Consider the following 14,892-nt stretch of genomic DNA (forward strand, 5'->3'; position numbering starts at 1 on the left):
GCGCATGCGGCACCGTGAGCCCCGCACAATGGCCTACTTCGAACGGCGCCGCGCGGAGCAACTCACCGACCGCGACATCATGCGTTGCCTGAAACGACACGTCGCGAACGAGGTTTATGCCGCCCTGCTCAACCCCGCCACCGACAACCCGGTCGGACGCGAACTCCGGGCACGCCGACAGGCGATCGGCACACCGATCAGTGTCCTCGCCGCAACGCTCGGCGTCCCCTACCAGCGGCTACGACGACTCGAGATCGGCACCCGCGCCGACCCCGAACTCGAACAACGCGCGAACCTCGCGCTCGCTCAACTCGAAACACCGCAGGCCGCTTGACAGCAATAGGAGCATCCACGTCCCGGGACTTGACCAGCGCGAGAGAAGGGCGTCGAGTTACCCGAACTGGGGTAGACCATTCCAAGCCTCATTTCGCAAGTATTGGAAGGTCAATTGGAGCAGATAGCGCGCTCCGTAGCATGAGGGGCACGGCAAATATGCATCTGACCAAGATGGCGATCACCAACCACAGCCGAATCCAGGACCTGGAGATGGATGTGCGCCGTCACGCCGTCATAGTTGGCGCCAATGATGTCGGTAAATCGTCGATATTGCGCTTGTTGAACCTCATGCTGGGTACGAGCACTGCTGGCCTGTACCAGGCGCTAGCTCCGAGCGATTTGCGTGATCCCGAACAGCCACTCGTCGTTAGCGCGTGGTGGTCTGGCTTCACAGATGAAAGCCGTCGCCCGTTCCCATCGGAGATCAGCATCGCTGACGATCAGGTCAGCGAATACCTCTGGGTTCAGATGGCGGTCGAACAAGACCCTGACGATGACGAGGCGGTCAACATCCGCCGATGGTTTCCGGAAGGCGGGCATGAGAGGGCGCCAAGCCGTGAACAGCTTGAGGCGTTCGGGTGGCGCTATCTGAAAGCGACTCGTGGCGCCTCGATGATGGACGGCGCGCATAGTCCGGTTCGTGCTCTCCTGTCCGCGGCCAATCTCGGTAACAACGAGGATGGTTTGAAATCGCTGCTCAATCAGTTCAATGATGAGCTTGCGGGCAACGAGTCGGTCAGTGATCTCCTTGAGCGAGTGGCGGGGCATCTCAGCCGCTCGATGCCGCGCACACTGACGAAGGATGACTTCGCGGTGAGGAGCGTTACAGACCCATCAAGCGACGTGCTTCAGGACGTGTCCATCTTTCTCAATCGCGGCGACGCACAGGTAACGCTGATGGAGCAATCCGACGGCGTGCGTCAGCTGATGTCGATGACGCTCTTCGACCTAGCGGAGGGCGCTGCGAACGTCATTGCAATCGATGAGCCCGAGATCCATCTGCATCCGACGAGCCAGCGCACCGCGGCGGACCTCCTGAGCGGTGATGGCAACCAGAAGATCATCGCCACGCATTCCCCGTACATCCTTCACCGGTTTGAGCCGGCTGAGGTCATAGCGGTTGATCGCCACGGACATTGCCACCAGATCGGGGACGCGAGGTTGTCGAGGGTCGAGAAGGTTCGCGCGCACTGGTGGTCGCCGCGACTCCTGGAGGCGTTGACTGCGCGATACGTGATCCTTGTTGAAGGCAGCGCAGATCGGGTCATCGTCGAGGGCGTGGCTCGTGCTCTCGATGTTGACTTGGACCGCATCGGTGCCGTAGTTGTCGAACTCGATGGTGCCGAGAAGTTCAAGAACGTATTCCCTCTCCTGGGGCCGGACGGTTTCGGCCCAACCCTGTTGGGTCTAGTGGACCAAAGGGAGAGCGCTCCTTGGGTGAACGCATTCGGAGGAAAGCCGCGCGACGTAATCGACGCGAAGGTGTTCATCTCAGTGGCCGATCTCGAGGATGAATACACGATCGCTCTCGGGGGCCCCGCATCAGCGAAGGCCCTCATCGACAGCGGCTTCTGCCGAGAGGATGCGATCCTCCAAGCGGCCGGAGTCGGCACCGTCGATCAGATTAATCCAGCGGCGGTGGCGAAGTATTGCCGAGACAAGGGCAAGGTCGATTCGGCCACCTGCATCGCTGAGGTTCTGACCGTTGAAACTGCTGCAAAGATCGGCAGCGTCTCGCGCCTCATGCGGGTCCTCGACGGGCTGAGCAAGCAGTGAACAGAGTCCCGCTCAGCCAGGAACAAACAACGGCAGCAACATCAGAGCAGGACCACCTACTCGTCATTGCTCCACCTGGGTGCGGCAAGACGGAGGTGCTGGCTCATCGAGCGGCACATCAGATCGCCTTCATCCACGAAAACCAGCGCATCCTCGCCCTGACGTTCACCAAACGGGCACGTTCGAACCTTGAAGAGCGTCTGCGTTCTGTTCTGGGCCATGCAAGAGCTCGCAAGCTGATCGTCGTGCGCAATCTGCACGGCTTCGCGACACAAGTCGTTTTGGCTCACGGCAGAACCGTCGGCTTGGATATGAATGCCATCGAACTGCCCAAGACCAGCACGATGCGGAAGGCTTTCGAAGCTGCGGGTGGCGGTCCTTCCATGTACGACGCCGAGCGAATCCTCAGCGAGATCAAACGGAAGCCCGTTTCGGATGCCCAGGTTCTAGCCGAAATCGGCACGCGGGCCTCCGGGCCTGCGCGCGAACTGGCGGAAATGGTTGAACGGCAACGGCAGGAAACAAACCAGCTCCACTATGACGATCTGCTTCGACACGCACAACGTCTGCTCCGCATACCGGCAGTTGCACGGCTCTATCAGGCACATTTCGGGGCAGTCCTGGTCGACGAGTTCCAGGACTTGTCGACACAGCAGCTAGATCTTGCGCTGTTGAGTTGCACCACTAGGCGCACATTCGCCGGAGACCCATTGCAAGGGATCTTCTCGTGGGCTGGGGCTGAACCCGCCGAAGTGGAGAAAGAGATTCGGCGGACGTGTGGAGAGCCGTTGCGCCTCCACGAGTCGTACCGTTCTTCACCAAGGGTCCTGGAAACTGTTAACTCCGTCAGTGTGCACGTCGACCCTGGCGCCGGCCTGGTTGCTGCGCAACCTAAGCGATGGGCACACGGTGGCTGCTCCGCCGCGCTTGTGTTTCAAACTCGTCAGGCTGAGGCTGATACCCTCCGGGGACTAGCAACGGCAGTCCTTCACGGAAACCCTGACACGTCAGTCGGGATCATCTCTCGGGCCGCGTGGCGAAGAGAAGACATCGACGCCGCTTTTGCCCGGGAGAGCAACTACTCGGTTCGACGATGGGACCTGGCTATTGACGATCCAGGGATTGTTGCGCTGATCCAGACAAGAGTCGCCTCGCTCCCGCGCGGCGTCAGCCTTGCCGACGCCCGAATAGCCGTTCTGGAGGCTGTCGATCCAGCGGACGTCGATACCCAAGAGCTTGTCGACGCTGCGTTCGACATGCTAGAGGCAAGCGACGCTACGACTGCTCAAGCTGCGGTGAGGTCGATCAAGGTCTCAGATCCGAAACGGGCCGTTGGGCCAGGCGTCCACCTGCTGAACGCCCACACGGGTAAGGGCCAGCAGTTCGATTGGGTGTTTGTTGTGGGTCTAGAGGAAGGCCATCTGCCTGGTAAGCGAAACAATGCGGGGGCCGCGCTGGCTGAGGAGCAACGTGTCTTGCTAGTCATGCTCTCGAGGGCGCGCCACGGAGTGATCGTCACCAGAGCACGGACCTCGCCGGGACGGTTCGGCCCGTACTCTGTTCCGGAGACTCGCTGGTGGAAGGAGATCGTGGCCGAGTTCAGTTCACCAGAAGAGATCGAGGCCCATCTGCATGCAACGACGACGTTTGACGCCGCTGCGTCATAATCATCGAGCAGGACGCCCTATAAGTTCGATTCGTGCCGAAGCTACCCGACAAGGTCGGAAAACACATCCACGCAGACGTGAAGGTCTCCGTCGAAAAGGTCTTGGCCTTTCACGCCGAACCGGGCGAGACCCAGCTACTGGTCCGAAGCGAGCTACGCCGTCGAATCGCTGACGACCCGACTGCGATCCAGATTACGATCGCCGGACTCGCGATTGCGTTCTTTGGGCTATTGGTCGTGCCCGCGAAGCCAATTCGTTTGGGGGAGGGGCCTTGGCTGGAGATGGCGGCCACATCCATTGTTTTGGGTGTCGTAAGTGCACTGGTGGTGTTCCCAGTGTTGTTCGTCGCAGTTCGACGTCACGAGCGCAAGGTCCGGGCAAGCGTCTGGCTGGCTGCGTTCGACGATGTGCAGTACTCGGACGGTCCGTCTATTACACACAAACGTATGAAAGGGAGATGGGACCGCGCCATATCGCGGCGACCCTCCCAAAACGACACTTTGCCTGAGAAGTGACAATTGGAGCGAGTGACGGGAATCGAACCCGCGCTATCAGCTTGGGAAGCTGAAGTTCTACCATTGAACTACACTCGCGCGGCCCGGAATCCCAGTAAAACACTGGGAAGTGGGGCTGCAGCCCAGAGTACCCGGTCAACGGATTTTGGCCAAACCCACCCTCGAAGTCGCCGCAGAATCCCGGCACCCCCCGAGCAGCCGCTCACACTCCGCGCACCGGGGGCGGCGCCGTGGAAGCCCGCACGTTCAGGGCAGGGCTGACGGTCACGCGGTGAACGGGCCGCGCCGGGTCCTCGAGTCGCCGCAGCAGAAGGTCGACCGCTGCCGCGCCGAGGGCCTCGCGCGGCGGCCGCACGGCGGTCAGTGCGGGGGAGAACATGGCGGCGACCTCGTCGTCGTACGCGATGATCGACAGGTCCTCGGGCACGCGGATGCCGCGGGCCAGCGCCAGGTCGGCGAACGCCATCGCCTCCGGGTCGGGGTGGACGAGCAGTGCCGTCGTTCCCCGCTCCACGGCGGTATCGAGCGCCGCGTCGACCGCCGCCGAGAAGTCCGGGCTGGTGCGGTCGGGCAGGAACGACTCGAAGTGCTCCGTCGGGGTCAGGTCGAGCTCGCGGCACGCCTCGTCCCAGCCCCGCGAGATCTTCCGCGAGGTGGGCGAGTCGCGCGAGATGACGAGCCCCACCGTGCGGTGACCGAGGCCGGCCAGGTGCCGTGCCGCGAGGACGGCGCCCAACGCGTGGTCGGAGGTCACGGACTCCACCGGCTCGTTGCCCGGCAGCACGACCGCCTCCCGTTCGACGAGCACGCTCGGGACGCCGCACTCGGCGAGCCACTGGATGACGTCCTGCCGGTGCGGGGTCTCGGTGTTCGGCGCGACGATCAGACCGTCGACGCCCTCGGCGTTGACGAACCGCTCGAGCACCGGCCGCTCGTCCTGCAGCGAGTACGATGCGGCGCGGACGATCACCCGCACTCCGCGGCGGCGCGCCTCCTGCTCCATGCCGCGGGTGACGCCCGGCCAGTAGTAGTTGAGTGAAGGGACGAGCACCGCGATCGTACGAGAGACGGCGGGGTCCGCGGCCGAGGAGGGTGCGTCGTCGTTTCCCTCGTCGGGGACGACGGCCGGCGGGACGGCCCCGCCGTGGATGCGGACGAGGAGGCCCTCCTCCTCCAGCTGCGCGAGGTCGCGGCGCAGGGTGACGGGCGAGACCCCGAGCTCGTCGATGAGCTGCGAGATGCGCACGACCCCGTCGCGGGAGAGCGACGCGAGCACGTGCGAGCGACGCGCCGGCGCGAGCAGGGAGTAGTTGCTGGTGCCGTTGTCGTTCATCGGGATTCCTCTGGGGTCGTTACGAACAGTTCTACCGTGACAGACAGCGCGCGGAGGTCAGTGACGACGAGGTCGAGGCGCGTGAGTCGCGTACCCCAGACGTCGGCGAGGAGCGCGTCGTCGAGTTCGACCTCCGTGGTGCGGGCCTCGACCTCCGCCGGCCAGCGCACGACGACGGGCCGGGCGCCCTCGAGAGGGATGATGTGCGCACCACCGTGGGAGAGGCGCACCTCACCGGCGACGAGCATCCGCACGGTCGTCTCGGGCTCGGCGCCGCCGGCTGTCCACGGGTCGAGATCCCACGCGTCGTCGATGTGCACGCGCGCGACCGTCCCGCGGTCGAGCCGCACCCGGCGATGCCAGGAGCGCAGGCCGGGCACGTCATACGCACCGGCGAGGTCGAGCGCGATCCCGCCGTCCTCGGGACGGACGTGGCCCGCGGCGAACTCGGATCCGGCGGACTGCGGAACGCCGCGCACCTCCGGGACCGAGTGCCACGAGCTCTGCATGGTCCAGATGTCGTAGCGGTGCGGACCGAAGGTCTGCGCCGTGTAGGTCGGGCGACCGGCGTCCACCACCACGGGCACCCCGTCCACGGCCACGATGAACGAGCCGACATCGTTGTGGTTGTGCGACTCGCCGTTGTGGCCGCCCTTGGCGGCGAGCGTCAGGCCTCGAGCAGTGCCCCCGGTCTCGCGGGCGACGGCGAGTTCGACCGAGGGCAGCCAGACATCCCGGGGCAGCGGAGGCTCCCCGGGCGTCGCCGTCACCCAGTGCTCGTCGGCGATGGCGCGCAGGAGCCGTCCCAGGCCCTGCTCCTCGGTGGCCGATGGCGTGCCGGGGAGGCGGTGGGAGGCCGCGAACGCTGCCGCGTCGCTGTCGCCGAGGCGCCGAGCGGCGCGGTGGAGTGCCGACCAGGGCAGCAGCCCGGACGGCGGCTTCGCCCGGCCGTCGGCGACGTTGACGAACCACTCGTCGCCGAGTTGCATCGAGTGGGGGTAGGCGACCGTCGCCCGGAGCGCCGGGATGCCGGCGGCGTACGCATCCACCTTCCCGTCCGTCGCGAAGGTGAGGAGGTCGAGCGCCTCGAGGGCGCGGAGAGCGCCCTCCCACCAGTAGCCGTAGCCCTCGTCGATCGCGCCGTCCGCCGGGAGCGCGGCGACGAAGCGGTCGAGGTCCGTCGCCGCGGTGGCGACCGTGCGCGCGCGCAGTTCGGCCTCGCCGGGCCCGTCGAGCAGGCGCAGCGCGGCGGCCAGCACGTTGGCGTGGATCCAGGCGTTCCAGTTGATGGGGGTTCGCTCGTGACCGATCCACCACCAGTCGCGGCGGGTGAGGAACGGCGTGAAGACGCGGCGGGACGCCTCGAACCGGATCCGGGCGCGCAGGCCCGGGAAGCGCTCGTCGAGGGCGTCTCCGAGCACCTGGTCGGCCCACGCCAGCTGGGCGACGGCCTCGCCCGCGCCGAGGTCGACGAAGGGGTCGTCCGCCACCGGAACGACCGAGCCGTGCCGGGCGAACGCGTCGTCGTGCGCGGGCCAGCACCACGAGCTCTGCTCGCAGAGGAGGGCGATGCCGTCGGCGACGTCGTCGATCCGCGCGTCGTCGAGGGTCACGGCCGCCGCGACGACGGCGCGGCTGAGTCGGCGCTGCCGGGAGAAGGCCGCGTCCTCCCAGGCTGAGCGGTCGCCATCGCGGTGATACCGCGCGGCGTCGCTGGCCAGCGTCTGGGGCCACGGCGTGCCGTGCTCCTTCTCCGCTGCCGCCACGATGCGGTCGATGGTGGGCCGGTCGGCGGCGATCGCCGCCCACGCCGCGCGATCGGTCGCGGGCGGGACGGGCAGGGCGCGGTCGGCGGGCACCAGCAGAGCGGTGAGATCGATCGGCCCGAAAGCAGCGGCGAGGGGACCGGGAAAGGAAAGGGATGCAGTGGATTCGGTCGGCACTGTTGTCCGGGGCTCCCCTCCGAGTGTGACGGCGGCGTCGCGGGATCGCACACTGTGATCGAAAATGATCGTATCACGCGAAATTAGTTGTTGTGATGATCGTTTCTGTTTGCTAATCTCCCAAAGTGATCGCAATGATCGTGATCACGCCCCGCCATTCGAAGGAGAATCCGTGAGCTCAGCGCCCGTCGCCAGCCGCACGGACTGGTCGCGTGACCAGTGGACCGCGCACGCGGATCGCCTCCTCGCCGGCGCCCGGAGATGGGCATCTCCGGGCAACGGGCACATCACCCCTCCCGGCGCCGAGGGCGGCTACGGCCGTGGGGTCGACGGGCTCGAAGGCTTCGCGCGCACCTTCCTCCTCGCGGGCTTCCGTATCGCCGGGGAGCGCGGTCAGGGCCTCGACGACCTCATCGACTTCTATGCGAAAGGCATCGCGACCGGCGTGGACCCGGAGGCCCCGGACCGCTGGGTGCGCCCGGAGGAGCACGCGCAGGCGAAGGTCGAAGCGGCATCCCTCGCTCTGATCCTCGACCTGACGCGTCCCTGGATCTGGGACCGGCTCGATGCCCTCACGCAGGAGCGGGTCATCCGCTACTTCTCCGCGATCGTCGGAGACAGCACGTACCCGCCCAACAACTGGCTGTGGTTCCGGATCGTCGTGGAGACGTTCCTCCGTTCGGTCGGCGGCCCGTGGTCGGCGCAGGACATCGCCGACGACCTCGGGCGGCACGACTCGTACGTGCGTGCCGACGGCTGGATCGCGGACGGCGTCGAGCGCTCCTTCGACCACTACACCGGCTGGGCGCTCCACCTGTACCCGGTCCTGTGGTCGCGCATGCGCGGCGCGGCCGAGCTGTCCGGCGGTCGCACGGCTCAGGATGTGGCCGCGCTCGATCGCTACCTTTTGGATGCCGTCGCCCTCGTCGGCGCGGACGGATCGCCGCTCATCCAGGGCCGCAGTCTCATCTACCGCTTCGCTGCCGCCGCTCCGTTCTGGGCGGGCGTGCTGGCCGAGGTGCCGTCGACGCCGGCGGGTCTGCTCCGTCACGCGGCGAACCTCTGCGTGGCCCACTTCGCCGACGCCGGTGCGCCGAACGGGCAGGACCTGCTGACGATGGGCTGGCACGCCGACTGGCCCCGGCTCGCGCAGTCCTACTCGGGTCCTTCCTCGCCGTACTGGGCGACGAAGGGGATGCTGGGCATCTCGCTCCCGGCCGACCACCCGGTGTGGACGGCTCCCACGCAACCGCTCCCGGTCGAGGCGGGGGACGATCTCCGTGTCGTCCGGGCCGCAGGATGGCTCGTCTCCGGCACGCAGGCCGACGGCATCGTCCGGGTCGTGAACCACGGCACCGATCATTCCACGCCCGGCTCCTCCGTCGGCGATTCGCCGATCTATACGCGCCTCGGCTACAGCACGGCGACCGCGCCGCTGCACGACGGCCGCGCCTGGCGCGAGCCGCTCGAGCAGTCGGTCGCCCTGGTGGACGACCGGGGTCGCGCCTCGCACCGCGCCGGCATGGAGCTCATCGACGCGCGACTCGACGGCGACGTCGCGGTGGGCGCATCCATCGCCGATGCCCACTGGATCGATCCGGCCGAGGTGCAGACCCGCCACGGATCCGGGATCACCGGCGCCACGACCGGGGCCGGGCGCATCCTCACGGTGTCGCTGGTCCGCGGTCCCTGGGAAGTCCGCCTCGTCCACCTCGACGGCATCCATCCGAGCGCGAGGGTCCTGCGGATCGGCGGATGGCCTCTCGCCTCCGGCACGGCCGTGACGGCCTCCGCCGACGCATCCGTGGGCCGTGTCGAGGTCGCGCGGGGCGACGGGCGGCTGGTGAGCACCGTCCGGCTCCTTGCAGGGTCGGGAACCGCGGCGGTCGTCGAGCGGGACGACGCGAGTCCACTCGGATCCGCCGCAGCCGTTCCGGTCATCGAACGGGATGCGGCGGCGCCCGACGAATGGACCGCCGTCCTGTTCACCCTCGACGCCGCCCGGGCCGGGTCGCCCGAGCGGGCCGCGCTCGGCTTCGACGACGGACAGGTCGCCGTGACGTGGCCGGACGGCCGGACCACCGCACACGACCTCACCCTCTTCCGTTCCGCAACCCCGGCGGACCGGTAGCCCAGACCCGGCATTCATGACCGGGACCATTGCAAAGGAGCAGCATCCACATGAATCGCAAGTTCGCAGCCGCGGCGGCCGTCAGCATCGCCGCCACGCTGTCGCTCGCGGCCTGCAGCGGCGGTGCATCGACCGCACCCTCGGCCACGACCGACGACAAGCCCGTCACCATCTCGGTATCCGGGTGGAGCCTGACGACCACGCCGGAGTTCCAGGTCCTGGCCGACGGCTTCCACAAGCAGCACCCGAATGTCACCGTCCAGGTCAAGGACTACGACGCCGCCAACTACGCGACGCTCCTGACCGCCGACCTCGCCGCGGGCACGGCCCCCGACGTCGTCGCGATCAAGCAGGTCACCGACATGGTGACCTTCGCCTCGGGCGGCCAGCTGGTCGATGTCTCCGACGTCAAGCTGAGCGACGGCATCAAGGGTGCGAGCTCCTACAAGCTCGACGGCAAGCAGTACGCCATCCCCTACCGCCTCGACGGGAACGTCCTGTTCTACAACAAGGACCTCTTCAAGGCCGCGGGCGTGCCCGACCCGGACGGCACGTGGACGTGGGACGACTACACCGCCGCCGCCGAGAAGCTCAAGACCGGGCTGAAGTCGGCCGGCAGCTCGGCGCTCCCCGCCTACCTGCACACCTGGAACTCGCAGGTGCAGAGCTTCGCGACGGCGCAGACGCCGAAGGCGGACATGCTCTCGGGCGACTACGCGTACATGAAGCCGTACTACGAGCAGGCGCTGAAGATGCAGGACGAGGGACTGCAGCTGCCCTTCGCCACCGCGTCGGCCAACAAGACGACCTACCAGGCCGAGTTCGGCAAGCAGCAGGCGGCCATGGAGCTCATGGGCTCGTGGTACGTCGCGACGCTCCTCGCCCAGCAGAAGAGCGGTGACGCCGACAAGTTCCAGTGGGGCATGGCTCCGGTGCCGCAGCGCACGTCGGCGACCGCCGGCACGGACAAGAAGCCGGTGACCTTCGGCGACCCCACCGGCTTCGGGATCAACATCAAGACCGACGGTGCGAAGCTCACCGCGGCGAAGGAGTTCCTCTCCTACGTCGAGAGCGAGAAGGCGGCGGAGTCGCTCGCCCAGATCGGCATCTCCCCGGCGCTCGTCACGGATGCGGTGACGAAGACGTTCTTCGGTCAGCAGGGCATCCCGACCGACTCGCTGTCGAAGTTCGCCTGGGGCAGTCAGAAGATCGCCCCGCAGAACCCGCCGTCGCCGAAGACCCCGATCGCGTCGACCGCGCTGACCGCGATGCACAGCGCGATCATGACCGGTTCGACGTCGCTCGACAAGGCCATCAGCGACGCCGGCGCCCAGTTCAAGAACCAGGCCGGCTGAGCCGACCCGCCGGGTGGGGCGCGTCCCCAGCGCGCCCCACCCCCACCCCGCACATCCCCGAACCGTAAGGACGAGCCATGACGGCGATCGCCACCGACGTCGACACGTCGCCGACCCCGCCCCTCCCGCGGCGCAGGTCGCGGCTGCGGAGGCGCAACTCCCTCATCGGCTGGAGCTTCATCCTGCCGAACTTCCTGGGCTTCGCGCTGCTGACGCTGATCCCCGTCGTGACGCTGTTCTACCTCGGCTTCACGAACTGGAACATCTTCGGCACCGCCAACTGGACCGGCCTCGCGAACTTCCAGCGCCTGCTGGGCGACACGACGTTCCACACCGCGGTGCTCAACACCTTCTACTACGCGATCCTGCACATCCCGCTGACGTTCGTCGTCTCGTTGGGACTCGCCCTTCTGCTGAACACCAAGCTGCGCGGTGTCGCCTTCTTCCGCACGGCCGCCTTCTTCCCGTACATCACCTCCATCGTCGCCATCGCGGTGGTCTGGAACCTGCTGTTCAGCCCGCAGTACGGCCCGATCAACCAGCTCCTCCACTTCGTCGGCATCGCGAACCCGCCGACCTGGCTGCAGTCCACGACCTGGGCTCTGCCCGCCACGGTCATCGTCAGCACGTGGCGCGACATGGGGTACTACATGGTCCTGTTCCTCGCGGGCCTGCAGACGGTGCCTCGCGAGCTCCACGAGGCGGCCCGCGTCGACGGCGCGAGCGTCTGGCAGCGCTTCTGGAACGTGACCATGCCGTGCCTGCGGCCGACGACCTTCTTCGTGACGGTCATGCTCACGATCAACTCGTTCAAGGTCTTCGACCTGATCCTCGTCATGACCAACGGCGGCCCGGGCAACGCGACCCTTGTGCTCTCCCAGTTCATCTACCAGACCGCGTTCGTGCAGAACCAGTTCGGCTACGCCTCGGCAGCATCCATCGTCCTGTTCCTCATCTGCATCGTCGTGACGATCATCCAGTTCCTCATCAACAAGCGACGGAGTGCCTGATGAGCGCGATCACCGAACCGGCCACGCTCCAGCGGAGCCTTCAGGAGCTCGCCGAACGCCCGCCCGAGCGCGACGGACGCGCACCGCGCAGCCGCCTGCACCGCGTCGCCCGCGTCTTCGGCTACATCGTGCTCGTCATCGCCGCTGCCGCGCTCCTCGTGCCGTTCTTCTGGATGGTGTCGAGCTCCCTGAAGCCCGCCAACGACGTCTTCTCGGTCCCGGTGAAGTGGCTTCCGCAGACGTGGGACTGGAGCAACTACGTCAACATCTGGACCCACTCGAACATCGTCGTCTGGATCCGGAACACGCTCGTGCTCGCGGTCGCCGTCACGATCCTCCAGGTCTTCACCGGCTCGTTCGCCGCCTACGGGTTCGCCCGCGTGAAGTTCCGCGGCCGCGACGCCCTCTTCCTGGCGTACATCGCGACCATCGCGGTGCCGTGGCAGTCGTACATGATCCCGCAGTTCATCATGCTCTCGAAGATGCACCTCGCGAACACGCTGTGGGCCATCATCCTGCTCCAGGCGTTCGGCGCCTTCGGCGTGTTCCTGATGAAGCAGTACTACGAGACGATCCCCGAGGAGCTCTCGGAGGCGGCCCGCATCGACGGCCTCAGCGAGTACGGCATCTGGTGGCGCATCATGGTCCCGCTGTCGGTGCCGGCGATGGCGAGCCTCACGCTCCTCACGTTCGTCACGGTCTGGAACGACTATCTCGGCCCGCTCATCTACCTGCGGAACCCGGACCTGTGGACGCTGCAGCTCGGACTGCAGACGTTCGTGAGCAACCAGTACGCCGCGAACTACGGCCTGATGTTCGCCGGTCTCGTGATCTCCGTCGTGCCGATCGGGATCGTCTTCCTCTTCGGGCAGAAGTACTTCGTCGAGGGCATCGCGACCAGCGGAATGAAGGGCTGACGGCCATGCGACGGATCTCCCACGGCTTCGCCTCGGCCATCTTCGAGGTCGTCTACCTCGGCCTTGCCACCAACCTGATGCTCGTCCTCGCGTGCCTGCCGCTGCTCGTCCTGGTCATCGGAACCGACCCGGCGGAGATGTGGCCCTATCTCGTTGTGGCCGCGGCGCTCGCCGCCCCCGGCTGCAGTGCGGCGTTCACGGTGTTCCGCGAGCAGGGGCGGAACGGCGCCGGACCGCTGCGGACGTTCCTCCGCGGCTACGCGGCGACCTGGCGCAAGGCGCTGGCGATCGGTGCGGCCACGGCTGCGCTCCTCGTCGTACTGCTCGGCGACGTGCGGGCGCTCGCGTCCTCTGCGGTCGGAGTGGTGGTCGTCCCGCTGCTCCTCGTGCTGAGCGTCCTGGCGCTGGCGGTGGCGATCCTCTCGCTGGTCGCGATCGCGGAGGTCCCGATCGCCCGGCTGCGGGACGTGCTCCGCGCGGCCGTCCTCCTCGGCGTTCGGCGCTGGTACCTCAGCCTCGTGTCGCTGCTGATCGGAGCCGTGCAGCTCGCCCTGTTCGCGAACCTCCCGGCGATCGCGGCCGGGGTGACCGCCGCCGCCGCGCTCTACCTGATCTGGGCCAACGGCCGCTACGCGCTGCGCCCTGTGCTTCCGGCCGCCGAGCCGCTGACCGACTGACCGCCGATGAATCGACAAGGACCGCCACGCATGACCTCCCTCTCCTCCGCTCCGGGATACACCGGCGCGATCCGGACCGAAGCCCGCGCCGCACTCGAGACCGCGATCGGGACGACGCGTCGCACGATCGAGAAGTTCGCCGCCGCCTACCCCGACGACACGACGGATGACGGCGTCTATCGGCCGCGCCCGGCGCTGGGCGATATCCCCGAGGGCGGCAACCACGGCTGGACGACGAGTTTCGTGCCCGGCATGCAGTGGATCGCGTGGGAGGCCACGGGCGACGACGCCTTCCGGGAGGCCGCCCTGCGACACGCGCGCGACTTCGAGCGCCGCGTGAACGAAGGCCAGGACCTGGACACCCACGACCTCGGCTTCCTGTACAGCCTCTCGTGCGTCGCCGCCTGGCGCCTGACGGGGGACGAGGATGCGCGCCGGGCCGCGCTGGCCGCAGCCGACCACCTGATGACCCGCTTCCTGGAGCCGGCCGGCATCGTGCAGGCGTGGGGCGACCTCTCCGACCCGCGCCAGGCGGGCCGCACGATCATCGACAGCCTCATGAACATGCCGCTGCTGACCTGGGCCTCCGAGCAGACGGGCGACGAGCGCTACGCCGACGCGGTCCGGCGGCACACGCTGCAGCTGCGCGACCACATCGTGCGGCCGGACGATTCGACCTTCCACACGTTCTACTGGGATGTCGAGACCGGCGAGCCGCTCCGCGGTGCGACCGAGCAGGGTGCGCACGACGACTCGTGCTGGGCGCGCGGACAGGCATGGGGCGTCTACGGCTTCGCCCTCAACTTCCGCGCCACGGGCGACGAGCGGTTCCTCGACGCGTCGCGCCGCTGCGCCGCGTACTTCCTCGCGCACCTCCCGGCCGACGATGTCCCGTATTGGGACCTGGTGTACACGGACGGCAGCGACGCCCCGCGCGACAGCTCGGCCGCAGCCATCGCCGTGTCGGGCCTCCGCGAGCTCGCCATCGCCGAGGACGACCCGGAGGCCGCCGCGCGCGCGACCGAAGCCGCGGACCGCATCCTCGCCTCGCTCATCGAGAACTACACGCCGGCCGATGACGTGTCGGACGCTCTCCTCCTGCACGGCGTCTACAACCTCCCCGGCGACCACGGCGTCGACGAGGGCACGCTCTGGGGGGACTACTTCTACCTGGAGGCGCTGATGCGCACGGTCGATCCCGGATGGCGGCTCTACTGGTGAGCCCGGCACGT

Annotated in this window: 11 protein-coding genes, 1 tRNA gene and 1 pseudogene; 10 read left to right on the forward strand and 3 right to left on the reverse strand. The window is 67.4% G+C overall.

Annotated features, from left to right (window positions below; genetic code table 11):
* The 4 genes and pseudogenes from BM287_RS13290 to BM287_RS13305 form a co-directional block, all read left to right on the forward strand.
* Positions 1-334: pseudogene (locus BM287_RS13290) on the forward strand (hypothetical protein); the annotation flags it as partial.
* A gap of 158 nt (positions 335-492) precedes the next feature.
* The gene (locus tag BM287_RS13295; RefSeq protein ID WP_090040659.1) at positions 493-2,112 is read left to right on the forward strand and encodes an ATP-dependent nuclease; all 1,620 of its coding nucleotides are present in this window, start codon (positions 493-495) and stop codon (positions 2,110-2,112) included.
* Positions 2,109-3,779, forward strand: coding sequence for a UvrD-helicase domain-containing protein (locus BM287_RS13300; protein ID WP_090040645.1), 1,671 nt, complete (start codon positions 2,109-2,111; stop codon positions 3,777-3,779). Before BM287_RS13295 ends, BM287_RS13300 begins: the two co-directional genes overlap by 4 nt.
* Before the next feature lie 32 nt (positions 3,780-3,811).
* Positions 3,812-4,294: a hypothetical protein gene (locus tag BM287_RS13305; RefSeq protein ID WP_090040643.1), complete on the forward strand. Its 483-nt coding sequence runs from the start codon at positions 3,812-3,814 to the stop codon at positions 4,292-4,294.
* A 4-nt stretch (positions 4,295-4,298) separates the two neighbouring features.
* Here BM287_RS13305 and BM287_RS13310 read toward each other — a convergent pair.
* The 3 genes from BM287_RS13310 to BM287_RS13320 all read right to left on the reverse strand — a co-directional run bounded on the left by BM287_RS13310 (position 4,299) and on the right by BM287_RS13320 (position 7,621).
* Positions 4,299-4,372: transfer RNA gene (locus tag BM287_RS13310), tRNA-Gly, on the reverse strand.
* A 124-nt stretch (positions 4,373-4,496) separates the two neighbouring features.
* Positions 4,497-5,627 (reverse strand): substrate-binding domain-containing protein, encoded by a 1,131-nt coding sequence (locus BM287_RS13315; RefSeq protein ID WP_090040641.1) that lies wholly within the window; start codon positions 5,625-5,627, stop codon positions 4,497-4,499.
* Positions 5,624-7,621 carry a heparinase II/III domain-containing protein gene (locus tag BM287_RS13320; RefSeq protein ID WP_244528274.1) on the reverse strand — a complete coding sequence of 666 codons (1,998 nt, stop codon included), beginning with the start codon at positions 7,619-7,621 and terminating at the stop codon, positions 5,624-5,626. Before BM287_RS13320 ends, BM287_RS13315 begins: the two co-directional genes overlap by 4 nt.
* 121 nt (positions 7,622-7,742) lie before the next feature.
* On the opposite strand from BM287_RS13320, the gene BM287_RS13325 reads away from it, so the two are divergent.
* The 6 genes from BM287_RS13325 (at position 7,743) to BM287_RS13350 (ending at position 14,881) form a co-directional block, all read left to right on the forward strand.
* The gene (locus BM287_RS13325) at positions 7,743-9,701 is read left to right on the forward strand and encodes a DUF2264 domain-containing protein (protein ID WP_244528277.1); all 1,959 of its coding nucleotides are present in this window, start codon (positions 7,743-7,745) and stop codon (positions 9,699-9,701) included.
* A gap of 50 nt (positions 9,702-9,751) precedes the next feature.
* Positions 9,752-11,056, forward strand: coding sequence for an ABC transporter substrate-binding protein (locus BM287_RS13330; RefSeq protein WP_090040637.1), 1,305 nt, complete (start codon positions 9,752-9,754; stop codon positions 11,054-11,056).
* A 77-nt stretch (positions 11,057-11,133) separates the two neighbouring features.
* Entirely contained in the window at positions 11,134-12,066 is a 933-nt protein-coding gene (locus BM287_RS13335; RefSeq protein ID WP_090040635.1) for a carbohydrate ABC transporter permease, read from the forward strand.
* Positions 12,066-12,983, forward strand: coding sequence for a carbohydrate ABC transporter permease (locus tag BM287_RS13340; RefSeq protein ID WP_090040633.1), 918 nt, complete (start codon positions 12,066-12,068; stop codon positions 12,981-12,983). The genes BM287_RS13335 and BM287_RS13340 overlap by 1 nt, the downstream gene beginning before the upstream one ends.
* Positions 12,984-12,988: 5 nt before the next feature.
* The gene (locus BM287_RS13345) at positions 12,989-13,660 is read left to right on the forward strand and encodes a hypothetical protein (protein ID WP_090040631.1); all 672 of its coding nucleotides are present in this window, start codon (positions 12,989-12,991) and stop codon (positions 13,658-13,660) included.
* A 30-nt stretch (positions 13,661-13,690) separates the two neighbouring features.
* A complete protein-coding gene (locus BM287_RS13350) occupies positions 13,691-14,881 on the forward strand; it encodes a glycoside hydrolase family 88 protein (protein WP_090040629.1) in 1,191 nt (396 codons plus the stop codon).
* Positions 14,882-14,892: the final 11 nt, after the last annotated feature.

This window comes from Leifsonia sp. CL147, assembly GCF_900114565.1.
In the GTDB taxonomy this organism is placed as follows: domain Bacteria; phylum Actinomycetota; class Actinomycetes; order Actinomycetales; family Microbacteriaceae; genus Leifsonia.